Here is a 23,108-nt window from a genome sequence, read left to right on the forward strand (position 1 = left end):
GCTCGGCTTTCTTTAACAACCTTAGGTGACACATCCATGCAGCCCATGCTGAATATCGCGCTGCGCGCCGCCCGCAGCGCCAGTGAATTGATCTTCCGCTCCATCGAGCGCCTGGATACCATCAAGGTCGACGAAAAAGACGCCAAGGATTACGTATCCGAGGTGGATCGCGCCGCCGAACAGAAAATCATCGACGCTCTGCGCAAGGCCTACCCTACCCACGGCATCCTCGGTGAAGAAACCGGCCTGCACAAAGGCAGCGGCGAAGGCGAAGACTACCTGTGGATCATCGACCCACTGGATGGCACCACCAACTTCCTGCGCGGCATCCCGCACTTTGCCGTGAGCATCGCGTGCAAATACCGTGGCCGCCTGGAACACGCCGTTGTCCTGGACCCCGTCCGCCAGGAAGAATTCACCGCCAGCCGTGGCCGTGGCGCCCAGCTGAACGGTCGTCGCCTGCGCGTCAGCGGTCGTACCAGCCTGGACGGCGCCCTGCTGGGTACCGGCTTCCCGTTCCGTGACGACCAGATGGACAACCTGGAAAACTACCTGGGCATGTTCCGCGCCCTGGTTGGCCAGACTGCCGGCATCCGTCGCGCCGGCGCAGCGAGCCTGGACCTGGCTTATGTGGCCGCGGGTCGTTTCGATGCGTTCTGGGAGTCGGGCCTGTCCGAGTGGGACATGGCTGCAGGCGCCCTGCTGATCCAGGAAGCGGGCGGCTTGGTGAGCGACTTCACCGGCGGTCACGACTTCCTTGAGAAAGGCCACGTGGTTGCCGGCAACACAAAATGCTTCAAGGCAGTGCTGACGGCTATCCAGCCGCACCTGCCGGCTTCGCTGAAGCGCTAAGCGAGCGAGCACAAAAAAAGCACCCCGAGGGGTGCTTTTTTTATGCCTGGGCGTTGGGAACACCCAATACCCACGGATGCACACTCAATCCAATGGGGAGCCGACGTACCCACTCCCCCATCTGGACCGACGCCAGCCCTTGATTACTGCTGGTTCTGGCCGAGGACCAGGCGACCTTCTTTGTCGACTGGAATCTGACCACCTGGGTCGCGATCCATACGCACGGTGCCTTCCTTGCCATCGAGGTTGTAACGCACGTCATAGCCGACCACTTTGTCGCTGATGTCGTTGACGGTGTTACAACGGGTTTGGGTGGTGGTGTAGGTATCGCGGTTCTGCATGCCTTCCTGAACCTTGTTACCGGCGTAGCCGCCACCGACCGCACCGGCCACCGTAGCCAGCTTCTTGCCATTACCGCCACCGACCTGGTTGCCCAGCAGGCCACCAGCCAGGGCACCCACGACGGTACCGACGATCTGATGTTGATCCTGAACCGGCTTCTGCCGGGTCACAGCGACGTCCTTGCAGACCTCGCGCGGGGTTTTAATCTGGGTTTTCACCGGCTGCACCGCCAGCACTTGCGCATACTCAGGGCCGCTTTTTACCAGGCTGTAGGTGGCAACAGCACCCCCGGCAGTCACACCGACAGCACCCAATACCGCACCAACCAGCAACGACTTGTTCACGTTGAACCTCCTGACCATCACAAGCGGACCGAAACGTCCGCGCTATACCCAGCCTTGGAGCAAAAAAAAAGGCGCGAGTTCAATACTCGCGCCTTTCTTGTAACAGCGATCGACAAACACCCATCAAGGGCGGTCGTCGACCTCCTTGCCGGTGGCGGCAGGAGGGATCAAGTCTTCGCTGTTGAGGTTCAGCCAGATCAGCACCACGTTGGCGATGTAGATCGACGAGTAGGTGCCCGCCAGGACGCCGATGAACAGCGCCAGGGAGAAGCCCCACAGGTTGTCGCCACCGAAGATCATCAGCGCGGCAATCGCCAGCAAGGTGGAGATCGACGTCGCCATGGTCCGCAGCAGGGTCTGGGTGGTCGAGATGTTGATGTTCTCGATCAGCGTCGCCTTGCGCAGCACACGGAAGTTCTCACGAACCCGGTCGAATACCACGATGGTGTCGTTGAGTGAGTAACCAATGATCGCCAGCACGGCCGCCAATACGGTCAGGTCGAAGGTGATCTGGAAGTACGCCAGGATACCCACGGTCACGATCACGTCGTGGATCAGCGACACAATGGCGCCGACACCGAACTTCCACTGAAAGCGGAAAGCCAGGTAGATCATGATGCCGACCAGCGCCATCAGCATGCCGAGGCCGCCCTGGTCGCGCAGCTCTTCACCGACCTGCGGGCCCACGAACTCGACGCGCTTGACCGACGCCGGGTTATCGCCGCCGACCTTCTGCAAGGCCTCGGCAACCTGGTGACCCAGTTGCGGGTCTTCGCCCGGCATACGCACCAGCAGGTCGGTGGTGGCACCGAAGCTCTGCACGATGGCTTCGTGATAGCCGGCTTTGACCAGCTCGTTGCGCACCAGGGTAACGTCGGCCGGCTTCTCGTAGGTCAGCTCGATGAGCGTACCGCCGGTGAAGTCCAGACCGTAGTTCAGGCCCTTATGGAACCAGCTGAACAACGCCAGAACGGTAAGGAGCACGGTGACGCCGAACGCAACGTTGCGAACGCCCATGAAGTTGATTGTACGTAACATGGCAGCCCCTTAAATCCACAACTTCTTGAAGTCACGCCCGCCAAAGATCAGGTTGACCATTGCGCGGGTCACCATGATGGCCGTGAACATCGAGGTAAAGATACCGAGGGACATGGTCACCGCAAAACCTTTGACCGGGCCGGTGCCCATGGCAAAGAGAATCCCGCCGACCAGCAAGGTGGTCAAGTTGGAGTCGAGAATCGCGGTAAATGCCCGGCCGAAGCCTTCGTTGATTGCACGCTGTACGGTCATGCCCGCCGCGATCTCTTCACGGATCCGCGAGAAGATCAGTACGTTGGCGTCTACCGCCATACCCATGGTGAGTACGATACCGGCGATACCTGGCAGGGTCAGTGTAGCGCCCAGCAGCGACATCAAGGCCAGCAGCATCACCATGTTGCCCGCCAGGGCCACGGTGGCGATGATGCCGAAGAAGCGGTAGATGGCGATGATGAACAGCGACACGAACAGCATGCCCCACAAGGCCGCGTCGATACCCTTGGTGATGTTGTCGGCACCCAGGCTCGGGCCGATGGTACGTTCTTCAGCGAAGTACATCGGCGCAGCCAGGCCACCGGCACGCAGCAGCAGGGCCAGTTCCGAGGACTCGCCCTGGCCGTTCAGGCCAGTGATACGGAACTGAGCACCCAGCGGCGACTGGATGGTCGCCAGGCTGATGATCTTCTTCTCTTCCTTGAAGGTCTGAACCGGCACGTCTTTCTCGACGCCATTGACCATCTGCTTGGTATAGGTGGTCACCGGGCGTTGCTCGATGAAGATCACCGCCATACTGCGACCGACGTTGCTGCGCGTGGCGCGGCTCATCAGTTCGCCACCATGACCATCCAGGCGGATGTTCACTTCAGGGGTGCCGTGCTCGCCGAAACCGGCCTTGGCGTCAGTTACCTGGTCACCGGTGATGATCAAGCCACGCTCGATCAGCGCTGGAGGACGGTTGCCTTCGCGGAACTCGAACTCTTCGGCAGTGGCGCGGGTAGCACCCGGCTCAGCCGCCAGACGGAATTCCAGGTTGGCAGTCTTGCCCAGGATACGCTTGGCTTCAGCGGTGTCCTGCACGCCCGGCAGCTCAACCACGATGCGGTTGGCGCCCTGGCGCTGGACGATCGGCTCGGCCACACCCAGCTCGTTGACGCGGTTACGCACCGTGGTCAAGTTCTGCTTGATGGAGTATTCGCGGATTTCCGCCAGCTTGGCTGGGGTCATCGCCAGACGCAGCACAGGTTGACCGTTCAGGTCGGCCGGTACGATGTCGAAATCGTTGAAGTTCTTGCGGATGAGGGCACGGGCCTGTTCGCGGGACGCTTCGTCAGAGAAGCCCAGCTGGATGGCACCATTGAGCTGCGGCAGGCTGCGATAACGCAGGCGCTCTTTACGCAGCAAGCTCTTCACGTCGCCTTCGTAGACCTTCAAGCGCGCGTCGAGGGCTTTGTCCATGTCGACTTCCAGCAGGAAGTGCACACCACCGGACAAGTCCAGGCCCAGCTTCATCGGGTGCGCGCCGATCTTGCGCAACCAGGTTGGCGTGGTCTGTGCCAGGTTGAGCGCGACAACATAGTCGTCACCCATGGCCTTGCGTACGACATCCTTGGCTGGCAATTGGTCTTCTGCCTTGGTCAGGCGCAACAAACCGCCCTTCGCATCAGCCGCCAATGTTGCCGCCTTGACCTGGATACCCGCGTCAGTGAGCGCTTTGCTCGCGCGTTCCAGGTCAGCCTGATTGACCTGCAGCGAAGTGCTGGCGCCAGTGATCTGGATCGCCGGGTCATCAGGATAGAGATTGGGAGCGGAATAAATAAAACCGATCGCCAGCACCGCCAGGATCAGTACGTATTTCCACAGAGGGTATTTGTTCAGCATCACGCCGCCCGCTTATAACGCGGGGCGCCTTGCGCGCCCCGTCGATTGGTAAAGGTTGTTACTTAGATCGCTTTGAGCGTGCCTTTTGGCAGCGTGGCGGCGATGGCGCCCTTCTGGAACTTCATTTCTACGGTGTCGGAGACTTCCAGTACCACGAAAGCATCGGAAACCTTGGTGATCTTGCCAGCGATACCGCCGGTGGTCACAACTTCGTCACCTTTCTGCAGGCTGCCAAGCAGGTTCTTCTGCTCTTTGGCGCGCTTGGCCTGTGGACGCCAGATCATCAGGTAGAAGATGACCAGGAAGCCGACCAGGAAAATCCACTCGAAACCACCGCCCATAGGACCGGCAGCGGCAGGCGCAGCGGCGTCAGCCATGGCGTTAGAGATAAAAAAGCTCATTTAGCACTCCAGTTGCAAATAGTGAATCTTAGGGTCGGAAAACTCAGTCCAAGGGCGGCACAGGGAGCCCGCGCTTGGCATAGAAGGCATCGACGAAGGCGGCCAATGTACCCTGTTGAATAGCCTCGCGCAAACCAGCCATCAGGACTTGGTAGTGACGCAAATTGTGGATGGTATTCAACATGCTACCCAGCATTTCCCCACACTTGTCCAGATGGTGCAGATAAGCACGGGAGAAGTTCTGGCAGGTGTAGCAATCACAGGTGGGATCCAGCGGCGAATCATCATGGCGATGGAACGCGTTACGGATCTTCAGCACGCCTGTATCGATGAACAGATGCCCATTGCGGGCATTACGGGTTGGCATCACGCAATCGAACATGTCCACACCGCGGCGCACACCCTCTACGAGATCTTCCGGTTTGCCAACGCCCATAAGGTAACGAGGTTTGTCAGCCGGCATAAGGCCTGGCAGGTAATCCAGCACCTTGATCATCTCGTGCTTGGGCTCGCCCACCGACAGACCGCCGATGGCCAGGCCGTCAAAACCGATCTTGTCCAGGCCTTCCAGCGAGCGTTTGCGCAGGCTTTCGTGCATGCCGCCCTGGACGATACCGAACAGCGCCGCCGTGTTGTCGCCATGGGCATTCTTGGAGCGCTGGGCCCAACGCAGGGACAACTCCATGGAAATACGCGCGACGTCTTCGTCGGCCGGGTACGGCGTGCACTCGTCGAAAATCATCACGATGTCGGAGCCCAGGTCGCGCTGCACCTGCATCGACTCTTCGGGGCCCATGAACACCTTGGAACCGTCCACCGGCGAGGCGAAGGTCACGCCCTCCTCTTTGATCTTGCGCATGGCGCCCAGGCTGAACACCTGGAAACCACCCGAGTCGGTCAGGATAGGGCCTTGCCACTTCATGAAGTCATGCAGGTCGCCATGCTTCTTGATCACTTCCGTGCCCGGGCGCAGCCACAGGTGGAACGTGTTGCCGAGGATGATCTCGGCGCCGGTGGCAACGATGTCACGCGGCAGCATGCCCTTGACGGTGCCGTAGGTGCCCACCGGCATGAACGCCGGGGTCTCGACGGTGCCGCGCGGGAAGGTCAGGCGACCACGACGGGCCTTGCCGTCGGTGGCGAGCAGTTCAAACGACATACGACTCATAGTTGTTCCTCTGGGCCGCGTGGCGCCGGGTTACGGGTGATAAACATCGCATCACCGTAGCTGAAAAAACGGTACCCATTGTCGATGGCGGCTTGATAAGCGGCCATGGTCTCGGGGTAACCGGCAAATGCCGACACCAGCATCAACAGCGTGGATTCCGGCAAATGGAAGTTGGTGACCAGGCAATCGACCACATGGAACGGCCGGCCTGGGTAAATGAAGATATCGGTGTCGCCACTGAACGGCTTGAGCACACCATCACGCGCCGCACTTTCCAGCGAGCGCACGCTGGTGGTGCCCACGGCCACCACCCGCCCGCCGCGCGCCTTGCACGCTTGAACCGCGTCCACGACGTCCTGGCTGACTTCCAGCCATTCGCTGTGCATATGGTGGTCTTCGATGTTATCCACACGCACCGGCTGAAACGTACCGGCCCCCACGTGCAGGGTCACATAGGCGGTCTCGACGCCCTTGGCCGCAATCGCATCCAGCAGCGGCTGGTCGAAATGCAGCCCGGCCGTTGGCGCGGCAACAGCGCCAGGGCGCTGCGAATAGACCGTCTGATAGCGCTCGCGGTCCGAGTCTTCGTCGGGGCGGTCTATATAAGGAGGCAACGGCATATGGCCGACACGCTCCAGCAGCGGCAAGACCTCTTCGGCGAACTTGAGTTCGAACAGCGCATCATGACGCGCCACCATCTCGGCTTCGCCACCGCCATCGATGAGGATGCTCGACCCCGGTTTCGGCGACTTGCTGGAGCGCACATGGGCCAGCACGCGATGGCTGTCCAGCACCCGCTCCACCAGAATTTCCAGCTTGCCGCCGGAAGCTTTCTGGCCAAACAGCCGCGCCGGAATCACCCGGGTATTGTTGAACACCATCAGATCGCCTGGGCGCAAATGCTCAAGCAAATCAGTAAATTGACGGTGTGCGAGGGCACCGCTCACCCCGTCCAGGGTCAGCAGTCGACTGGCGCGACGCTCGGCCAAAGGGTGGCGAGCGATCAGCGAATCAGGGAGCTCAAAAGTAAAGTCAGCAACGCGCATGATGGGGTTCGTCTAGCAGGGCCGGGAAGTCTAGCGGAAATAGTCAAAATTGACCATGAAACGTGATTGACCAACGGTAATCACCTCTCTATACTTCGCCGCCATTGAGCCCTGATGGCGGAATTGGTAGACGCGGCGGATTCAAAATCCGTTTTCGAAAGGAGTGGGAGTTCGAGTCTCCCTCGGGGCACCATCTTAAAAAAAGACCTTGAAATTCAAGGTCTTTTTTTTCGCCTGTAGAAAAGTGGGCGGTCAGCAGAATTACCGATCACCGCCTGCTCTCAACTTCAAACACCCCCCCCCTGTGGGAGCGGGCCTGCCTGCGAAGGCGCCAGCCCCAGCGGTAGCAATATACGCACAGCGCCAAATAGCCTTCAGGCAGAAATTTTTGACAACGATAAGGCACTTGCATTTGCCGATAGCTACTGCAAAAGCCACCCTGATCGCAACATGAGCCAGTTAGCACTGGCCTTGGTAGAGAGCCAATACCGTAATACTCAAGGAACACTGGCCTAATTTTCATAATCAGATATGGCTTGGCGATTCAGAAGGATTGTCAAAATGAGAATGTTCTAATCGTCGCTGACAAAAGGAGGAATGGCGATGAAGCGCTCCCTCAGCCATTGATGCAGCGCAGTCACTGCCCGTGACACCTGCCCGCGATGAGGGCAGGCGAAACTCAGCGGGTACACATCGCCGGGATAGTCGGTCAGCAGTACCACTAGACGGCCTGCGTGTACGTCGGCGCAGACGTCCAGCCAGGATTTGTAGGCGATCCCTTCACCCTGCAGGGCCCAGCGGCGCACTATATCGGCGTCATCGCTGAACAACGGGCCGGCGACGTGAACCGTTTGCGTACCCAATTGCCAGCGGTCATGCAGCCGGCCGTTTTGCAGGTAGGGCAGGCACGCGTGACGCGACAGGTCCTGCGGCGTTCGTGGCGCGTCATGGCGGGCCAGGTAGTCCGGAGACGCCACCAGCACCCGACGGTTAGTGGGCACCAGGGGCAAGGCAATGTAGTTGGCGTCTTCGTTCAGCCCGTAGCGAATGGCCACATCCACGGGGTCACGAAACAGGTTGCTCACGTGGTCAGAGAGCAGAAAACGCAGGTTCAACTCGGGGTGCAAGCGGCGGAATTCGGTGAGCCACGGCAGCAGGATATTGCGCCCCAGGTCCGACGGGGCGGCGATCTGCAGGGTGCCACGCAACGGCGCATTGTCACCGTGCAGGTTGGCCCGACCTTGCTCCAGGTGTTCGAGCACTGACCGCGCCGTGGGCAGGTACTGCTCACCTTCAGCGCTGAGGCGCAAGCTGCGCGTCGTGCGGGTGAACAGGCGCACCTCCAGTTCCCGCTCCAGCCGCTTGATCGCGGCGGCCACCTGCCCCGGCAGCAAATCAGCCTCAACCGCGGCGGCGGTAAAGCTGCCCAGGGCGGCGCTGCGCAAGAACAAAGCAAGGTCATCGATACGGATCATTTTCGCTACCAGAGTGAAAGTGTTGCTGCATTGTGTTGATTTTTCTTTGTAGTGGAAACGGTAAAGATGCTCGCAACCCCCTCATCAATGAGTTGCCATGAAAGCCATCGCCTTTACCGAACACGGTCTACCCATCCACGACCCGCGCTCACTGCAAGACGTCAATATTGCCGCGCCAACGCCTGGCCCTAGGGACCTGCTGGTGGAAGTGGAGGCGGTCGCGGTCAACCCGGTGGACACCAAAGTCCGCTCCGGCAGCTTCGCCAAGGAACCGAAGGTGCTCGGCTGGGACGCGGCCGGTACCGTGCGCGACGTCGGCGCCGAAGTCCGTTTGTTCAAGCCGGGGGACAAGGTCTACTACGCCGGCTCGCTGACCCGGGCAGGCAGTTACAGTGAACTGCAGGTGGTGGACGAGCGTATTGTCGGGCACCGGCCTCAGTCGTTGAGCGCTGCCCACGCTGCGGCCTTACCGCTGACCTCGATCACCGCCTGGGAATTGTTGTTTGATCGCCTGGGTGTACGCGAAGACGGCGGCGATGGCGATGTGTTGCTGGTGGTAGGTGCCGCCGGCGGCGTGGGCTCGATGCTGGTGCAACTGGCTCGCGAGTTGACCGGCATGACCGTGATCGGTACCGCCTCGCGCCCGGAGACTGTCGACTGGGTCAAGCGCATGGGCGCCGATCACGTGATAGACCATCGCCAGCCGATGCTGGCCCAACTGCAGGCGCTGGGCGTTGGCGAGGTGAGTCATGTGGCCAGCCTGACACACACCGAAGAGCATTTGCCGCAATTGATCGAAGTGTTGCGACCACAAGGGCGCCTGGGAGTGATCGATGATCCCCGCAGCCTGGACGTGATGCCGCTCAAGCTCAAGTCATTGTCACTGCACTGGGAGTTGATGTTCACCCGCTCGCTGTTCGAAACCCCGGACATGATCCACCAGCATCATCTGCTCAATCGCATCGCCAAACTGATCGACCAAGGCATTTTGCAGACCACCCTGGGTGAGCATTTCGGCGCTATCAATGCGGCCAACATGCGCCGTGCCCATGCGCTGGTCGAGAGCAACAAGGCGCGTGGCAAGATTGTGCTGGAGGGGTTTGCATGAATACCTTGATCAAGTCCATGGGGTTGACGCTGATGGTGTCGATGACCTCAGGCTGCGCCAGCCAACACCCGAACCTTTCCCCCAACGGAGCGACCGCTATGCAAAAGCCCTTGGTATCCATCGCCGTGCTCAAGGCCAAACCCGGTCAGCAGCAGGCACTCAAGCAAGGCTTGTTGGCGCTGGTTGAACCAACGCGCACCGAGCCCGGTAACCTTGACTATGTGCTGTTTGAGCTGCGTGACGAGCCGGGTACGTTCTACATGCGTGAAGCCTTTAAGAATCAGGCCGCCCTCGATGCGCACTTTGCAACGCCGTACTTCAAGGAATTTGCAGCAAATGCCGATAGCTTGCTCAAGGAGCCTTTGCAACTGATCTTCCTTGAACAGGTTTCAAACTAAGATAGAGCAAACTCTCAAGCGGCAATGACCCTCGCTGCGCAAGCGCTGAGGGTCAAACCGCATCCAAAAAAACACAGCGATTCACTTGAAATCCCACCGATAACAGTCTGATGACCTCATAGCAACCTCCGTGAATAGATAGCTCGCGAGGGCTTGGCAGGTGCAGTCTTTCATCATCAACAAGAATGTTCAGCCTAAAGGCGACTAGGCGGTACACAACACCACAACCGGCTGTATTCATATGCCACAGCGCTGCAGTTGCAGCTCGATCAACATGGGCGAACGAGAAGATCAGCGGATGCTTCCACTGCTGCAACCCGTGCCATACGACTTAAGGTTCTATCAACGGGGAGCATTTACCAACGCAGGCGCGCACTCAAGCAGGCCATAGGAATTTGTATCCCTGCTTACATAATTGAGCTGCAACCCACGATTTATATGAAACACGCGAGTCTCCCTCGGCCCATCCTAAAAAAAGATCATGAAACTCACGACCGTTTTTCCTCTGTAGAAAAGTGCGCGCCCTACACAATCAACCACCGCTACCTCACAAGATCGTACAAGCCCCACCACCCCCTCCCTCGCTAACCTGACGTCTCCCCCCATCCGAGCACCCGTCATGGTCCAGCCACTGCCCTCAACCCACCCCATAAACCTCACTCATAAAGCCTCCCTGATCGACCAACAATGGAGCCCACGCGTCGTCGCCGAGATGAACGACTACCAGTTCAAGGTGGTACGCATCGAAGGCGAGTTCATCTGGCATTCCCACCCCGAAACCGACGAGGCCTTCCTGGTACTCGAAGGCACCCTGCGTATCGACCTTCCAGGCGGTCCGGTCTATGTGGCGCAAGGTGAGCTGTACGTGGTCCCTCGTGGCGTAGAGCACCGCACAGCCTCCGAAGGCGAGGCCAAGCTGATGATGATCGAGCCACGGGGCATCTTGAATACCGGGCATGAAGGTGGGGAGCGTACCGCTGTGAATGATCAGTGGATCTGAAGCTGGCATTTGCTTGAGGTCGCCCGCCCGCTCGAACCGGAGATGATCTTGCGACGAACCCAAGCAACCTGCACGTGGAAGACGGCGATACTGACACCACTTACCCTGTCAGCCTTGAACAGGCCGAGACGCGGCCGCCCTTGCCGAGCGGCCGGTAGGGTTATTTCAGTAAGGCGATCAGCGTGCAGACCACCGTGATCGCCAACGCCGGCCACTGCATCGGCATAAAAAAGAAGTGGTGGCGCACGCCATCGGTGTGCGGTTTTCGGTTCAGTACAACGCCCAGCACGGTGTTGATCGCTGAACCCACCCCGAAGCCGATCAACACCTGCATCAGCGATGTGTTGCCGGGTTTGACGCTGGGGTCGGGCCACAGCCACATCAACAGCAGCACCATGGCCACCGGTGTAAACAACGTCAGCCAGCCTGCGCCGCGATAAATCATCGTTTTATCCTCAGCTATGATGCGGCCGGCTCAAGCCAGCTCGCGTGTGTGTCGTTCAGCCGCAAACACGGCGTCGAGGGTATTGAGGAACAGGTCGTGGCTCAGAATGCCGGTGGCGATGGTCGACAACACGGGGTTGCCGCTCTCGTCCTTGATCACCACTTTTTCGGTCCAGGCGTTGAGGTCGACGGTGCGCAGCGACGACATCGGCACGTTGCGGCCCTGGTACTCCAGGAATGCGCGGCTGACCAAGATCGGTGTGGTGGTAATTTTCAGGAAGTTGCCGCTCACGCGCTTGCCCCAGACCTGCCCCGAGCTGATGCAGTTGAACGTCACCGCCGCACCCATCTCCAGCGTCGCGATCACTGCCGGCATGCGTGCACGTACGTGCAGTTCGCGCACCAATTGCTGGAACTCGTAGAAGCCCTTGAGGCTTTCAGTCACCCGATGGAACGGCTCGGATGCGTTACGGCGATAGGCCAGGTTGGTGATCATGCCGGTCATCACGGTTTGCCCGGAGCCGAACAGGTACAGGTCTTCGATATCGGCGAACGCCGTATACTCGCGTTGCTCGTTGATGATGCGCTCGATGCCGAACTCAAACACGTTGTAGCGTGGGGCGCGCAGTTTTTTGTGCCAGGCGTAGGCCGCAAACACGCCCAGGGCGAGTACGGCCAGCAAGGCACTGGTGGCGTAGATAAGGGTATGCGGGTTGGCGAAGTTCAAGGCCATGCCACGTGACGTCTGGAGGTTGACCGGGCCATCGTTGCCCGATGGCAGGATCGTGCCCAGGTACAGCACGAAACCGGCCAGGGCAAGCAACACAACCCCGAAGACCACACTGAAAATCAGGAAGCCCTTGCCGTGGCGAAAACTGGCGACCCGTTCGCCGGTGGCGGAAGGTGCTTGGGTGGGCGATGACTGCATGAGTGTTTGCGTCCTTGTAATGGGTTAAGCCGTGCACCCTCTCCGTCTGGTGGCCGGGTGCGCTTGGCACGGCCAGTTGGAACATGGCTAACTAATATCGTTCCTCGGGCCCAGGACTTTGCGGTGGCGGGAGCCGCCACGTTCACGGTAGTGGGTCTTTTTTTTCACGCGCAGAACAGTGATCATCGCCGTCCCCCACACCCCGAGGAACCGACACCATGGAATTGACGCTGGAAGCGGTTGCGCTTTTTGCACTGAAGCTGGTGCACGAGACGGACGGCGGCAGCCCGGTTTTGCGGGATGATCCGGTGATGGACGGGTATGAGCGGGAAGTGTTTGGGTTGTTGGTGCGGCAAGGCAATTTGGCCGTTATTCAATCCAAACTAGCGGAATGTGTCGATCAAGCACTTGAGGCATTGGGCGGCCCCGATACGGTGATGGGCCGCGAGCTGCAACGGTTGGCGAGTGATGTGCAACACGCTGCTCAGTTGGATGAACTGCGCGGACCACTGACCAACCTGAAGGATTACCTCAAAGACATCCAGTAAGGCGCTCTACCGCCGCCCTTCAACCGCCATCCGCACCGCCAACCCCATCAGCACCGAGCCCATCAGCCAGCGCTGCACCACTTGCCAGCCCGGGCGGGTGACAAAAAACACCGCGATCGAACCCGCCATGGTGGCAATCAGCGCGTTGACGCTCACGCTGATGAAAATCTGCGTAAAGCCCAGCACCAGGGATTGCGCCAGCACACTGCCGTGGCCGTTCGGGTCGATGAACTGGGGCAGCAACGACATATACATCACCGCCACCTTGGGGTTCAGCAGGTTGGTCACCAGGCCCATGGTGAACAGCTTGCGCGGGCTGTCCTGGGGCAGGGACTGAACCTGGAACGGCGAACGGCCACCCGGCTTGATCGCCTGCCAGGCCAGGTAAGCCAGGTACAGTGCACCGCCCAATCGCAGGGCGTCGTAGGCAAATGGCACCGCCATCACCAACGCGGTGATCCCCAATGCCGCGCACAGCATGTACACCAAAAAGCCCAACGCAACGCCGCCCAAGGAAATAAAGCCCGCGGTACGCCCTTGGCAAATCGACCGCGAGATGAGGTAAATCATGTTCGGGCCGGGCGTCAGCACCATGCCGAGTGAAATCAGCGCATAGGCCAACCAGCTGGACACTTCAGGCATCGTTTGGCTCCTTGATTGTTGTTCTGTCGACGTGAAACATTTGGCCAACGTTGTAGGCTTGGACGCCATGGTAGGGCGTTCAAAATGCGCGTGTTAGATACAGATCCGCGAGCAAAACGTCATACACCCACCGCACCACTCACCCAAGGGCAGGCCCATGATCGACTTCAACAACAAAGGCTTCTTCAAGCTCAAGCAAAACAATGAATACGCCGAACGCGTCTCGGCCCTGCTGCTCGACGGTGAGGAAGTGGTCGACGCCTACAAGGCCATGCGTGACGGTGTGGTGTTCACCACCAAGCGCATCATCGCGGTGAACGTGCAAGGCATTACCGGCAGCAAGAAGGACTTCACCTCGCTGCCGTATAAGAACATCGTGGCGTATTCGGTGGAGACGTCCGGGACGTTTGATCTGGACTCGGAGCTGGAGATTTACTTTTCGTCGTTGGGGAAGGTGAAGTTCGAGTTCACGGGGAAGACGTCGATTGTGGAAATCTCGCGGTTGATTTCCAAGCATCTGCTGGGCTGATCGGCGGGCAAAAAAGACCTTGGCGTCCCGAGGTCTTCTTTACTGCAGGCGCGCTATTGCCTTAGGTTTTTCAGGCGCAGTTACCCTCAGTCAAAGTCACACCTTCACATATAAAATTTATAGCATGACCTCATAAGGTCCAAGCAGCTTACTTGTCTGTGCCAGCCCTTGTCGCATCAACATCTCAAGATAACTTCCCGCCTCCATCGGAGGCCGCTTCTCCCTAAGTGCCGCCGGGTAGAGAACACAAGCATCATATACAGCGGTAAAAGGCGAACACCTCATCCGTCATACCCCATTCCCAGCTCCTGGGCCTGATTCGCCAGCGCTTCCATTGCTTCCTGGCTTTCCTCATCTCGCCGCTGCTTGAACGCCATCAAATCCGAAAACCGGATTCGCCGATGCCGACCGGTTTTCGTAAAGGGAATAGCGCCTTCCTCCAGCATCTTGACCAGGTGTGGCCGTGAAACGTTAAGCAGGTCAGCGGCCTCCTGCGAGGTGAGTTCGGCATGCACCGGGACTACCTTGACGGCATTGCCGATAGCCAACTCGCCCAGGATATCCACCAACAGGCGCAGTGCTGAGGTTGGGAGTACGAGGGTGTGGGGTTTGTCTTCTTTGTCAAAGATGTCGATGCGCTGGGTTTCAAATTTGGTCGATAGCAAGGACGCCAATTCGCGCTGGCCTTGTACGGCGGCTTCGACTTCCTTTTCCAGCGGAAGGATCGTTTTGGGAAGGTGGTTGGTGATCATGATGCAGCTCCGGCGACACTTAATTCAGTTGCGACCGAAGCTAAACGAAACAAACGAAAATCGCAATATTCGAAACAAGTTGCCGAAAGAAGCACTGTCCACTTTTCCCACGCCAACCACCGAATTAAGCCGACATAACCTTCTGGGCCCCCCTCGTAGGCTCACTTCCTCGCACAAGGAAGTCAGCCCGTCATGTCAGAACGCTTTTATCCGCCCACCGAAGAAGCGATACGCAAACGACGGATCCTGACTCCGCAGCCATCGCGCGTGTCCTATTTGCCGTCTGTTGATTATTTCGAACCACCCCCTGCCCCGGCCCCCACGCTCGCCAAACCGCCCGGCTGCGTTTTCCTCAAGCCCTGCCAACTGCCTGACGGCATCACCCAATACTTCAACCCGGCCGGGTATGTCCCGCTGGAACTCATCAAGGAGTACGCCCATTTAAGCCTGCTGGGCGGGCGTGAGGTGGGCAGCCGGGGCACAGTCGCCTTGCGCAAGATTGGCGGCAGTGAACTGTCCGCAGGCCTGGGGCAATTGGCGTTGCGCTCGGCGGTTCTGGAGTCGGCGGTGACTGCCGTCGGGTCCGCTGCCGGGGGCCTGCTCACGGGGTTGGTGGCGCTGGCCTGGCCGTCGGAGCTGGGTGATAGCGCGCTCTACAGCGAGGAGCAGTTACGCACGATGCAACGGGCGCGTTCGCACATGCGTCTGCATATCGAGCAACGCGAGGACGGCACGCTCAAGGGGTATGGGTTTTACACGGGCAACCATGCCGATTGGCAAATGATTGATGTGGTGCAGTTCCAACACCGTGGCGATCAGTTTGTGGCAGATCTGGATGAGGGTGTGGAGTTGATCTGGACGCCCGCCGTTGATCCAAGTGACACCTTAGGTATTCCAGCCTTGGAGGCTGCGCCGCAAGCGCCAGTGATCTGGATTTATCCGCCGACGGAGAAGGCCGCGCAGATTCTGGTGAACCCGATTTATCCACCGGAGTACCGGGATTTTATCCTGGTGTTCCCGGTGGAGTCGGGGGTTGGGCCGCTGTATGTGGTGGTGAATGAGCCTCGGAAGGGCTTGAAAAACCCAGACCACAGTTACTTTCCAGCACCCAAAACCGAGGACATTACGGGTTTCCCTGGTTTGATAGAACAGAAGAGAAAGACGCGAAAACGTAATGGTGGCGGTCTTCGGGAGCGTTGGAAGGACGCGAAAGGAAAGCGACTTTTTGAATGGGATTCAGAAAAAGGTGAACTGGAAGTCTACCGATACAGTGATGTGAAACACCTAGGTTCATTTGACCCTTATACCGGTGAGCGGCGTGGCCCGGCCAAAGATGAAAGACGTATAGAGAAATAAGTGGAGCGTTTGCGATGGCAATGAAAATACGGTTGCAATGGTTCAACAAACAAACAGAAATCCTGGAGGCAGCTGAATACTCAGCAGACTTTGAGGAAGACAACAGTATTCTTGAAGAACTCGATTTACACGAGGAACCGCAAATCTATGCAGGAGGATTTGACGTACTCCCAAGTTGGATAGTGATTCTTCAGCCACATTTCCGGCGGGTGATAGAGCCCAATCTTTTCGACTTCCAGATTTCTTTTCACTACCAAGGCGCCTGGCCACCGCCCCCAAAGCAACCCAAAAAGGCGTCTTGATGTGATGAAACCCACACTGCAAAAGCCCGTCCTCTACCGCTCAGTCAACACCCGAACCCACGGCGTGCGCCACGGCAGTTGTCGCGCCTACCGGTACGAGCGGCACACCAAAAGCGAAAAAGGCAAACTTTCAAACCGCGGTTCGATGCACAGCCATCTACGACACGGCTTTGATTACACCCCGCTGTTCCGGTTTCTCCTATCCAAAGTCGGCCACCCGTGGGATGAGGTTTTCAGCGAAGCCAAAGCCCGCTTGGATCGCCCGGAGCCCCTATTCTGGATCGTTGCGATGCATGAAGGCGACAAGGAGGAGTCCGTGAGAACGGATGAGAACAGCTACTACAGCGGTTTGTGTATCGACGAAGCAGGCCTGCTGCAAAAGGTCAACCCACAGCTGACACCCGAGCAGATGAAACCCGATTGTGATTGCTGCACCCATACGTTCAACGGTGTGGTACTCGCCCGCCCTTTTCCACGCAAACGGCGGGCAACACCCACCGCTTAATCAACCTTACTCACCCCGCCTTCGCTTCACTCCCCGCCCCACCAATCAACACACGATTCCCCGGATCCGTAATATCAAACACCTGCAGCGCACACGCCGAAGGATCCAGCTTGAACTGAAACTCCACCAGGTACACCTTTGCCTTCTCCGGGCTGAAGGTGCTCATCACCGGCCCACAGCTGTAGTAAACCCCGTTGCCCCGATTGCTCGCCGTGCTGGCCACGGTGAGTTGCTTGCCAGGATCGGCCTGGATTTCCAGCTGTGGAAAACGCTTGAACCCTGCACTGGCAACGGTTTGGTTGAGCTTGGCGATCCAGTTGAGGACGCGGCCTTCGCCAGTGTCCATCACGGTGCCGAGGGTTTCCATGCGCTGGTCGGGGTCGCCTTCGCGGCGGATCGAGAACTCGACGGGGGCGGTGCCGCCGTAGGCTTTCATGATGACTTTGGCGTGATCCGCATCGACGGCCACGGTTTTCTGCCGAAACTGGATGCCGTCCTTGAGCAGGCTGGGCGATGAGTCGCGTTGGTTGGATTGGCAGGCGCCCAGTGAGAGGGCGATGCAAAGCAGCGCGATGCGCTTCATGGGGATGTCCTTATCGGGGATGTAGAGTGAGAACTGGACCCGAATTTAAACAAATTGTTCCGCACGGGGGATGTGTGCCTGTCGTGCTGAAGGACAGCAGCGATACAGGCATTGTGGTTTGGCAGGCATACCGAGGTGATGCCTTCGCAGCCTCGCCAGGGCTCGACAGCTCCCACATTTAATCGGCGTCGCAGCAAGAATTGCGCTCACACTTCAGACCTAAATAAAGCCGACACCGCACATCCCCTGTGGGAGCTGTCGAGCTTCAGCGAGGCTGCGAAAGCGATGTATCAGCCGAAGAAGATACCCGCAATGCCGCCGCCATCGTAGCCTCGCCGGGGCTCGACAGCTCCCACATTTGATCGGCGTCGCAGCAAAAATTGCGCTCACACTTCAGACCCAAATAAAGCCGACACCGCACATCCCCTGTGGGAGCTGTCGAGCTTCAGCGAGGCTGCGAAAGCGATGTATCAGCCGAAGAAGATACCCGCAATGCCGCCGCCATCGCAGCCTCGCCGGGGCTCGACAGCTCCCACACTTAATCGGCGTCGCTCTGCGCTCCCCTTAGGGCTCGTTAAACACCAACCGCGCACATAACCCACCCTGCTTGCGGTTATGCAGTGCCAACCGGCAGCCGATCTTGCCGACGATCATCTGCACGATCGCCAACCCCAGCCCTGCGCCATTGGCATTGCCACGGCTGTAAAACCGCTCGAACAGGCGCTCGATGTGCGCCTCTTGAATCCCCGGTCCCTGGTCTTTCACGCTCAGGCAATGAGCACCAATCACCACTTTCACTTCGCTGCCCACAGGGGAAAAATTGAGGGCATTGGTGACCAGGTTCTGGAACGCAATGGCCAATGCCACAGGCTCGGTTTCTACCCAGCAATCCTCATTGCCTTCGAGCACCAGTTCCACCCCTTTTTCCATGGCCAGTGGCGTCAACTCGGCGAGTTCTTCGCGCACCAGTTCGGTCAGGTGCACACGCCCGCACACGGGGTTGTTCAACTGCGGTTCGATGCGCGCCATGGTCAGCAATTGGCTGCCGATGCGCGTGGCGCGGTCGACACCGTTGACCAGGAACTCCAACGCTTCGCCGCGCTGCTCCTCGGTGACAGCAGTCTGCGCGTTCTGGGCGTGAATGCGCAGGATCGCCAGCGGTGTGCGCAGTTCATGGGCAGCGTCGGCGATGAAACGGCGTTCGCGCTCCAGCAGCTCATCCACTTGAACCAACAGGCGGTTAAGCGCGGTTTGCATGGGCTCCAAGTCGCTGGGCAAAGGCTTGAGGTGCAAGGGTTGCAAGGTTTCGGCAGTCCGCCCACGGATGGACAGGGCCATCGCGCGCAGGGGTGTGAAGCCCCAGCCGATCACCAGCCAGATCAACAGCGCCAGCAACGGCACGCCGATCAGCGTCGGCCAGAGGGTGTGGCGCACGATACGCTGGATCAGGTCCTGGCGTATGTCATCGCGCTCGCCCACCCAGATCAGCAGCCCTTGCTGCGGGTCGGCGAGGAGGAAGGCGCACCAGTCGTTGCCGTTGTCCATCAGGTCGTGGGAACCGAGGGTCGCCGGCGGCGCTGCCAACACGGGGGCTTCGGCAGAGCGCACGAGCAATTCACCCTCACGGTTCCATACCTGGAAGGTCAGGCGGGTTTCATAGGGGTGGGCCACGCCATCCTCCCCCACGCGACTCATGGCCTGGTCGAACGCCTGGTACAAACGCTCCCAATCCGCTTCCCCTGGATCACGCTGGCGCAGCACACCTTGGAGCAGACGCGCACTCTGGGCGAGCTGGGCATCGTAGACTTCTTCGATCTCGTGGTGGCTATCGCGCAGCACCAACCAACTGATCAGGGCGTCACCCGCCAGGATCAGCAGTAATACCGGGATGAGGATACGCGCGCGGACCGAGGTCATGGCTTGAGCGCCAGCACATAGCCGACACCGCGCACGGTGCGGATCAGCTCGGTGGATAATTTTTTACGCAGGTTGTGGATCAGCACTTCCAAGGTGTTGCTCTCGACCCGATCCTGCCAGCCATACAACGCACGCGACAACCGCTCGCGGGTCACGACTTTGCCGGGGCGCACCATCAGTTGGTGCAGCAGTTGGTATTCCATCGGGGTGACGATGATGTCGGCGTCCTGGTAGCGCACCTGCTGGGTGACCGGGTCGAGGCTGATGCCGGCGTGTTCCAGCATCGGTTGCGCGCGGCCCTGGCTGCGGCGCAGCAGGGCGCGCACGCGGGCCTTGAGCTCTTCCACATCGAATGGCTTGACCAGGTAGTCGTCGGCACCCGCGTCCAGGCCGGCGATGCGTTCGCTGGTGCCGTCTCGCGCGGTGAGGATCAGAACCGGCACGTCGTGTTGCTCGGCGCGCAATTGCTGCAACAGATCAAGGCCATCGAGGCGCGGCAAGCCGAGGTCGAGCAGCAACAGGTCGAAGCTTTCCGTGCGCAGGGCATGCAGGGCCGCGAGGCCATCCTGCAACCAATCGAGGGTATAGCCTTCGGCGCCCAACGCCACGCGAATCCCCTGGCCGAGGGCACGGTCATCTTCGACAAGGAGTAGGCGCATAGCAAAATCTCTGTAGGAATCGGCGGCATCATGCCGGGTTCTGGCCCAGGCTATTTCGGCAAAGATGTTACGGCGCATTGCCAACTAAGGTTGCGCTAAGGTTGGTTTTGCACTGTGAAACCTCCCACTTCTGCTGAGAGCTTTTCCATGCGCAAAATTCTCCTGCTGTCCCTGATTCTCGCCAGCCCCCTGGCCGTCGCCGGCCCGCAGTGCACTACCGCCGAGCGCTCGCAATGGCAAGACGAAAAGGCCTTCCAGGACAAGCTCAAGGCCGAAGGCTACACAATCAGCAAGTTCAAGGTCACTGACGGCAACTGCTACGAGATCTACGGCTTCGACAAAGACAAGCGCAAGGTCGAGATCTACCACGACCCGGTCACCGGCAAAGCCGTGAAGACTGAGATCAAGGGCTGATGCCAGGCGAATCCCTGCGCCTGTGGGACCCGCTGGTGAGGCTGTTTCATCTGTCGATCGCCGGGGTCTTTGTCGCCAATTACTTCTTTAACGAAGCAGGCGATGACTGGCATGTCTGGCTGGGCTACTACGCCATGGCCTGGCTGCTGGTACGCGTGGTGTGGGGATTTGTCGGACCGCGCAGCGCGCGCTGGGCGGACTTTTGGCCGACGCCGAAACGCCTGAATGCGCACTTGCGCTCGTTGCTAAACCGAAGGCCCCAGCATCGCCTGGGGCATTCGCCGATTGGCGCGCTGGTGATGCTGTTGATGTTGCTGGCGTTGCTGACCATCGGCACCAGCGGCTTCCTGATGCAGGAAGTCGACGCGTTATGGGGCGCCGACTGGCCCCGGCAAATCCACGAGACCGCCGCCAATGTGCTGCTGGGGCTGGTCTGTGTGCATGTGCTGGCCGCCATCGTTGAAAGCCTCCAGGTGCGGGACAACCTGCCGTTATCCATGCTCACCGGTCGCAGGAAGCGCCTGCCGGATGAGCGTGCGCAGTAACCCTTTTATCCACAGGTCCCCTATGCGCTCCGTCTTATTGATATTCAGCCTGCTGGGGGTATTTTTTGCCGCCTGGCAGAGCCATCCGCCCCATGTATTGGCACCGTTTGCCCAGGCCAGCCCGAACACGGCAAAAGTGGCGGCCCCGGCGCAGTACAGCAGCCGGTTCGTGTCCACCCAGCTCACCGACTTCGTGCACTCGTCGTCCGTTACCGCCCTGCCCGGCGGCGACTTGATGGCGGTGTGGTTCGCCGGCTCGCGCGAGGGCGCCGCCGACGTGCAGGTGCGCACCGCACGCTTTGATGCGCGCAGCGGCGAATGGGGTGCCGAGCAGGTCCTGGCCACGCGCGAAAGCACCCGCGATGGCACCCAACGCTACATTCGCAAACTGGGCAACCCGGTCATCGCCCTGGGGCCGGACAAACGCCTGTGGATGTTTTACGTGTCGGTATCAGTCGGCGGCTGGGCCACCAGTGCAATCAACCTGATGGTGTCGGACGACCTGGGCGCCAACTGGTCGCCGCCGAGGCAACTGGTGACCTCGCCGTTCTTCAATATCAGCACCCTGGTGCGCGCCGCGCCGGTGTTCCATGCCGACGGTTCCATCGGGCTGCCGGTGTACCACGAGTTCATGGGCAAGTTTGCCGAATACCTGTACCTGAGCGCCGACGGTGCGGTGATCGATAAATTCCGCATCAGCCGCGGCAAGAACTCATTGCAACCGACCATCGTGCCACTGGATGGCAAGCGCGCCGTGGCGATGTTGCGTTATGCCGGCGACACCCATCACCGCGTCCTTGCCAGCCGCACCGAAGACGCCGGGCAAACCTGGAGCGAGCCGTACCCACTGGAGCCGGCCAACCCCAATTCCTCACTGGCAGCAGTGGGCACCCAGGATGACGGCTTGCTGGTGGCGCTCAACGACCTGCAGGATGGCCGCTTCAAGCTCAGCCTCTACGGCACCGACGCCCAGCTCAGCCAATGGCGCACGGTGGTGGAGCTGGACCAGTCACCCGACCCGCTCGGCCAACCGTTTTCGCCCCAGGCCTATAAAGAAATCATCGGCGAAGGTTTCCGCGCTTCCAGTGGCGCCAGGCGCCTGCCGCTGGAGCAGCGCTTTCTCAGCAACCTCGATTACCGCGTGTGCAAACCCCAGGGCTGTGACTTCGAATACGAGTACCCGTACTTCAGCCGCAGCCCGGACGGCATGTATCACCTGGTGTACTCGTGGAATAACACCTTTATCAAACATGTCAGCTTCAACGAAGCCTGGCTGGCGGAGCGCCTGTAATGGTTTCTTTATGGCAGGCTCATTTGAGTTTCGTGCTGCTGGGGTTTGTGCTGTTGAGTGCGTTTCGATTCAGCGCTCCGTGGCGCCCGTGGTTGCTGCCGCTAGTGGCGGCGGTGAGTTTTATCCCGGTCAATGAGCTGCCGCTGGCGGCGTATGTGCGCAGTTTTACCGATGACCTGGCGATCACCACGCTGGTGTTGCTGGCGTGGGTTGTACTCCACCGATTGGGGGTGGTGCAGCCGATCAGCCGTGCGCATCAGGTGCAGATGTTGCTGCTGTTCGCAGTGTTGAGCCTGCTGCTGTACCCCGCCACCTTGGGCCTGACCTATGTCGATCCGTACCGCTGGGGCTTCAACCCACGGCCCATGATTGTGCTGGTGGGTGCCTTGGCGCTGCTGATGCTGTGGCGCCGTAATGCACTGGCCGTGTGGATGCTGGCGGTGGGCACCCTGGCCTTCGCGCTGCGGCTCAAGGCGTCGGAAAACTATTGGGATTACCTGGTCGACCCGCTGTTGGCGGGTTACTGCGTGGTCGCGGGATTGATGCAACTCAAACTGTGGGAGCGGGCTTGCTCGCGAATGCGCAGAGTCAGGCAGCATGGCTGCCACTGAACCACTGCATTCGCGAGCAAACCCGCTCCCAC

27 protein-coding genes and 1 tRNA gene are annotated in these 23,108 nt (G+C 59.5%); 14 read left to right on the plus strand and 14 right to left on the minus strand.

What is annotated here, in order from left to right:
- Positions 1-36 precede the first annotated feature (36 nt).
- On the plus strand, positions 37-852 hold the full coding sequence (gene suhB, locus ATH90_RS23585; protein ID WP_003175971.1) for a type III secretion system regulator SuhB: 816 nt from the start codon (positions 37-39) through the stop codon (positions 850-852).
- A gap of 143 nt (positions 853-995) precedes the next feature.
- Here suhB and ATH90_RS23590 read toward each other — a convergent pair whose 3' ends face one another.
- The 6 genes from ATH90_RS23590 to queA form a co-directional block, all read right to left on the minus strand.
- The gene (locus ATH90_RS23590) at positions 996-1,538 is read right to left on the minus strand and encodes a glycine zipper 2TM domain-containing protein (protein WP_069078215.1); all 543 of its coding nucleotides are present in this window, start codon (positions 1,536-1,538) and stop codon (positions 996-998) included.
- 123 nt (positions 1,539-1,661) lie between these two features.
- Entirely contained in the window at positions 1,662-2,576 is a 915-nt protein-coding gene (gene secF / locus ATH90_RS23595) for a protein translocase subunit SecF (RefSeq protein WP_034109261.1), read from the minus strand.
- Between the two features lie 9 nt (positions 2,577-2,585).
- A complete protein-coding gene (gene secD / locus ATH90_RS23600) occupies positions 2,586-4,454 on the minus strand; it encodes a protein translocase subunit SecD (RefSeq protein WP_034109262.1) in 1,869 nt (622 codons plus the stop codon).
- Between the two features lie 62 nt (positions 4,455-4,516).
- Complete coding sequence (gene yajC / locus ATH90_RS23605) at positions 4,517-4,855, minus strand: preprotein translocase subunit YajC (protein WP_003175975.1); 339 nt, start codon at positions 4,853-4,855, stop codon at positions 4,517-4,519.
- Positions 4,856-4,898: 43 nt separating this feature from the next.
- Positions 4,899-6,014: a tRNA guanosine(34) transglycosylase Tgt gene (tgt, locus tag ATH90_RS23610; RefSeq protein ID WP_003175976.1), complete on the minus strand. Its 1,116-nt coding sequence runs from the start codon at positions 6,012-6,014 to the stop codon at positions 4,899-4,901.
- A 5-nt stretch (positions 6,015-6,019) separates the two neighbouring features.
- Complete coding sequence (queA, locus tag ATH90_RS23615) at positions 6,020-7,069, minus strand: tRNA preQ1(34) S-adenosylmethionine ribosyltransferase-isomerase QueA (RefSeq protein WP_034109263.1); 1,050 nt, start codon at positions 7,067-7,069, stop codon at positions 6,020-6,022.
- Positions 7,070-7,177: 108 nt separating this feature from the next.
- Between queA and ATH90_RS23620 the strand changes: the two genes are divergently transcribed.
- Positions 7,178-7,262 (plus strand) — tRNA-Leu (locus ATH90_RS23620).
- A 379-nt stretch (positions 7,263-7,641) separates the two neighbouring features.
- On the opposite strand, the gene ATH90_RS23625 is transcribed toward ATH90_RS23620, so the two are convergent.
- Positions 7,642-8,544, minus strand: a complete 903-nt coding sequence (locus ATH90_RS23625; RefSeq protein ID WP_034109264.1) for a LysR family transcriptional regulator — start codon at positions 8,542-8,544, stop codon at positions 7,642-7,644.
- Positions 8,545-8,641: 97 nt separating this feature from the next.
- Between ATH90_RS23625 and ATH90_RS23630 the strand changes: the two genes are divergently transcribed.
- The 3 genes from ATH90_RS23630 to ATH90_RS23640 all read left to right on the plus strand — a co-directional run bounded on the left by ATH90_RS23630 (position 8,642) and on the right by ATH90_RS23640 (position 11,050).
- Entirely contained in the window at positions 8,642-9,652 is a 1,011-nt protein-coding gene (locus ATH90_RS23630) for a zinc-binding alcohol dehydrogenase family protein (RefSeq protein ID WP_034109265.1), read from the plus strand.
- A 98-nt stretch (positions 9,653-9,750) separates the two neighbouring features.
- Entirely contained in the window at positions 9,751-10,050 is a 300-nt protein-coding gene (locus ATH90_RS23635; RefSeq protein ID WP_034109382.1) for a putative quinol monooxygenase, read from the plus strand.
- Between the two features lie 619 nt (positions 10,051-10,669).
- On the plus strand, positions 10,670-11,050 hold the full coding sequence (locus ATH90_RS23640; RefSeq protein ID WP_034109267.1) for a cupin domain-containing protein: 381 nt from the start codon (positions 10,670-10,672) through the stop codon (positions 11,048-11,050).
- A gap of 160 nt (positions 11,051-11,210) precedes the next feature.
- Here the strand turns inward: ATH90_RS23640 and ATH90_RS23645 are convergent, their stop codons facing one another.
- Entirely contained in the window at positions 11,211-11,495 is a 285-nt protein-coding gene (locus ATH90_RS23645) for a hypothetical protein (protein ID WP_098467337.1), read from the minus strand.
- 30 nt (positions 11,496-11,525) lie between these two features.
- Positions 11,526-12,422: a hypothetical protein gene (locus ATH90_RS23650; RefSeq protein ID WP_098467338.1), complete on the minus strand. Its 897-nt coding sequence runs from the start codon at positions 12,420-12,422 to the stop codon at positions 11,526-11,528.
- Positions 12,423-12,640: 218 nt separating this feature from the next.
- Between ATH90_RS23650 and ATH90_RS23655 the strand changes: the two genes are divergently transcribed.
- Positions 12,641-12,970 (plus strand): hypothetical protein, encoded by a 330-nt coding sequence (locus ATH90_RS23655; RefSeq protein WP_069078201.1) that lies wholly within the window; start codon positions 12,641-12,643, stop codon positions 12,968-12,970.
- 6 nt (positions 12,971-12,976) lie between these two features.
- Here the strand turns inward: ATH90_RS23655 and ATH90_RS23660 are convergent, their stop codons facing one another.
- Positions 12,977-13,612: a LysE family translocator gene (locus ATH90_RS23660; RefSeq protein WP_034109271.1), complete on the minus strand. Its 636-nt coding sequence runs from the start codon at positions 13,610-13,612 to the stop codon at positions 12,977-12,979.
- Between the two features lie 157 nt (positions 13,613-13,769).
- Here ATH90_RS23660 and ATH90_RS23665 point away from each other — a divergent pair, with 157 nt between their 5' ends.
- Positions 13,770-14,141, plus strand: a complete 372-nt coding sequence (locus ATH90_RS23665; RefSeq protein ID WP_098467339.1) for a PH domain-containing protein — start codon at positions 13,770-13,772, stop codon at positions 14,139-14,141.
- Between the two features lie 281 nt (positions 14,142-14,422).
- Here ATH90_RS23665 and ATH90_RS23675 read toward each other — a convergent pair whose 3' ends face one another.
- A complete protein-coding gene (locus ATH90_RS23675; RefSeq protein ID WP_034109274.1) occupies positions 14,423-14,893 on the minus strand; it encodes a helix-turn-helix domain-containing protein in 471 nt (156 codons plus the stop codon).
- Between the two features lie 192 nt (positions 14,894-15,085).
- On the opposite strand from ATH90_RS23675, the gene ATH90_RS23680 reads away from it, so the two are divergent.
- From ATH90_RS23680 to ATH90_RS23690, 3 genes are read left to right on the plus strand one after another with little or no spacing between them, the layout of a single operon-like run.
- Positions 15,086-16,249 carry an S-type pyocin domain-containing protein gene (locus ATH90_RS23680; protein ID WP_098467340.1) on the plus strand — a complete coding sequence of 388 codons (1,164 nt, stop codon included), beginning with the start codon at positions 15,086-15,088 and terminating at the stop codon, positions 16,247-16,249.
- A 14-nt stretch (positions 16,250-16,263) separates the two neighbouring features.
- Positions 16,264-16,551 (plus strand): colicin E3-like toxin immunity protein, encoded by a 288-nt coding sequence (locus ATH90_RS23685; protein ID WP_034109276.1) that lies wholly within the window; start codon positions 16,264-16,266, stop codon positions 16,549-16,551.
- A gap of 4 nt (positions 16,552-16,555) precedes the next feature.
- Positions 16,556-17,056 (plus strand): hypothetical protein, encoded by a 501-nt coding sequence (locus ATH90_RS23690; RefSeq protein WP_080758322.1) that lies wholly within the window; start codon positions 16,556-16,558, stop codon positions 17,054-17,056.
- Between the two features lie 10 nt (positions 17,057-17,066).
- Here ATH90_RS23690 and ATH90_RS23695 read toward each other — a convergent pair whose 3' ends face one another.
- The 3 genes from ATH90_RS23695 to ATH90_RS23705 all read right to left on the minus strand — a co-directional run bounded on the left by ATH90_RS23695 (position 17,067) and on the right by ATH90_RS23705 (position 20,215).
- Positions 17,067-17,639, minus strand: a complete 573-nt coding sequence (locus ATH90_RS23695; RefSeq protein WP_034109277.1) for a hypothetical protein — start codon at positions 17,637-17,639, stop codon at positions 17,067-17,069.
- A gap of 564 nt (positions 17,640-18,203) precedes the next feature.
- Entirely contained in the window at positions 18,204-19,556 is a 1,353-nt protein-coding gene (locus ATH90_RS23700) for a sensor histidine kinase (RefSeq protein ID WP_034109278.1), read from the minus strand.
- Complete coding sequence (locus ATH90_RS23705) at positions 19,553-20,215, minus strand: response regulator (protein WP_034109279.1); 663 nt, start codon at positions 20,213-20,215, stop codon at positions 19,553-19,555. Before ATH90_RS23705 ends, ATH90_RS23700 begins: the two co-directional genes overlap by 4 nt.
- A 147-nt stretch (positions 20,216-20,362) precedes the next feature.
- On the opposite strand from ATH90_RS23705, the gene ATH90_RS23710 reads away from it, so the two are divergent.
- From ATH90_RS23710 to ATH90_RS23725, 4 genes are read left to right on the plus strand one after another with little or no spacing between them, the layout of a single operon-like run.
- Complete coding sequence (locus ATH90_RS23710; RefSeq protein ID WP_015885790.1) at positions 20,363-20,629, plus strand: PepSY domain-containing protein; 267 nt, start codon at positions 20,363-20,365, stop codon at positions 20,627-20,629.
- Complete coding sequence (locus tag ATH90_RS23715) at positions 20,629-21,174, plus strand: cytochrome b/b6 domain-containing protein (RefSeq protein ID WP_034109280.1); 546 nt, start codon at positions 20,629-20,631, stop codon at positions 21,172-21,174. Before ATH90_RS23710 ends, ATH90_RS23715 begins: the two co-directional genes overlap by 1 nt.
- 22 nt (positions 21,175-21,196) lie before the next feature.
- Positions 21,197-22,465 (plus strand): sialidase family protein, encoded by a 1,269-nt coding sequence (locus tag ATH90_RS23720; RefSeq protein WP_098467341.1) that lies wholly within the window; start codon positions 21,197-21,199, stop codon positions 22,463-22,465.
- A complete protein-coding gene (locus ATH90_RS23725) occupies positions 22,465-23,076 on the plus strand; it encodes a hypothetical protein (protein WP_098467342.1) in 612 nt (203 codons plus the stop codon). The genes ATH90_RS23720 and ATH90_RS23725 overlap by 1 nt, the downstream gene beginning before the upstream one ends.
- Positions 23,077-23,108: the final 32 nt, after the last annotated feature.

The organism is Pseudomonas lurida, from assembly GCF_002563895.1.
Taxonomy (GTDB): Bacteria; Pseudomonadota; Gammaproteobacteria; order Pseudomonadales; family Pseudomonadaceae; genus Aquipseudomonas; species Aquipseudomonas lurida.

Excerpts from the sequence above, each read along its gene's own strand:
- ATH90_RS23640 (WP_034109267.1), top strand. The coding sequence starts at position 10,670 with ATGGTCCAGCCACTGCCCTCAACCCACCCCATAAACCTCACTCATAAA.
- tgt (WP_003175976.1), bottom strand. The coding sequence starts at position 6,014 with ATGTCGTTTGAACTGCTCGCCACCGACGGCAAGGCCCGTCGTGGTCGC.
- ATH90_RS23650 (WP_098467338.1), bottom strand. The coding sequence starts at position 12,422 with ATGCAGTCATCGCCCACCCAAGCACCTTCCGCCACCGGCGAACGGGTC.
- ATH90_RS23630 (WP_034109265.1), top strand. The coding sequence starts at position 8,642 with ATGAAAGCCATCGCCTTTACCGAACACGGTCTACCCATCCACGACCCG.
- ATH90_RS23655 (WP_069078201.1), top strand. The coding sequence starts at position 12,641 with ATGGAATTGACGCTGGAAGCGGTTGCGCTTTTTGCACTGAAGCTGGTG.
- ATH90_RS23710 (WP_015885790.1), top strand. The coding sequence starts at position 20,363 with ATGCGCAAAATTCTCCTGCTGTCCCTGATTCTCGCCAGCCCCCTGGCC.
- yajC (WP_003175975.1), bottom strand. The coding sequence starts at position 4,855 with ATGAGCTTTTTTATCTCTAACGCCATGGCTGACGCCGCTGCGCCTGCC.
- ATH90_RS23660 (WP_034109271.1), bottom strand. The coding sequence starts at position 13,612 with ATGCCTGAAGTGTCCAGCTGGTTGGCCTATGCGCTGATTTCACTCGGC.
- ATH90_RS23695 (WP_034109277.1), bottom strand. The coding sequence starts at position 17,639 with ATGAAGCGCATCGCGCTGCTTTGCATCGCCCTCTCACTGGGCGCCTGC.
- ATH90_RS23700 (WP_034109278.1), bottom strand. The coding sequence starts at position 19,556 with ATGACCTCGGTCCGCGCGCGTATCCTCATCCCGGTATTACTGCTGATC.
- ATH90_RS23725 (WP_098467342.1), top strand. The coding sequence starts at position 22,465 with ATGGTTTCTTTATGGCAGGCTCATTTGAGTTTCGTGCTGCTGGGGTTT.
- secF (WP_034109261.1), bottom strand. The coding sequence starts at position 2,576 with ATGTTACGTACAATCAACTTCATGGGCGTTCGCAACGTTGCGTTCGGC.
- ATH90_RS23715 (WP_034109280.1), top strand. The coding sequence starts at position 20,629 with ATGCCAGGCGAATCCCTGCGCCTGTGGGACCCGCTGGTGAGGCTGTTT.
- ATH90_RS23645 (WP_098467337.1), bottom strand. The coding sequence starts at position 11,495 with ATGATTTATCGCGGCGCAGGCTGGCTGACGTTGTTTACACCGGTGGCC.
- ATH90_RS23685 (WP_034109276.1), top strand. The coding sequence starts at position 16,264 with ATGGCAATGAAAATACGGTTGCAATGGTTCAACAAACAAACAGAAATC.
- suhB (WP_003175971.1), top strand. The coding sequence starts at position 37 with ATGCAGCCCATGCTGAATATCGCGCTGCGCGCCGCCCGCAGCGCCAGT.
- ATH90_RS23690 (WP_080758322.1), top strand. The coding sequence starts at position 16,556 with ATGAAACCCACACTGCAAAAGCCCGTCCTCTACCGCTCAGTCAACACC.
- ATH90_RS23680 (WP_098467340.1), top strand. The coding sequence starts at position 15,086 with ATGTCAGAACGCTTTTATCCGCCCACCGAAGAAGCGATACGCAAACGA.
- ATH90_RS23720 (WP_098467341.1), top strand. The coding sequence starts at position 21,197 with ATGCGCTCCGTCTTATTGATATTCAGCCTGCTGGGGGTATTTTTTGCC.
- queA (WP_034109263.1), bottom strand. The coding sequence starts at position 7,069 with ATGCGCGTTGCTGACTTTACTTTTGAGCTCCCTGATTCGCTGATCGCT.
- secD (WP_034109262.1), bottom strand. The coding sequence starts at position 4,454 with ATGCTGAACAAATACCCTCTGTGGAAATACGTACTGATCCTGGCGGTG.
- ATH90_RS23665 (WP_098467339.1), top strand. The coding sequence starts at position 13,770 with ATGATCGACTTCAACAACAAAGGCTTCTTCAAGCTCAAGCAAAACAAT.
- ATH90_RS23675 (WP_034109274.1), bottom strand. The coding sequence starts at position 14,893 with ATGATCACCAACCACCTTCCCAAAACGATCCTTCCGCTGGAAAAGGAA.
- ATH90_RS23635 (WP_034109382.1), top strand. The coding sequence starts at position 9,751 with ATGCAAAAGCCCTTGGTATCCATCGCCGTGCTCAAGGCCAAACCCGGT.
- ATH90_RS23625 (WP_034109264.1), bottom strand. The coding sequence starts at position 8,544 with ATGATCCGTATCGATGACCTTGCTTTGTTCTTGCGCAGCGCCGCCCTG.
- ATH90_RS23705 (WP_034109279.1), bottom strand. The coding sequence starts at position 20,215 with ATGCGCCTACTCCTTGTCGAAGATGACCGTGCCCTCGGCCAGGGGATT.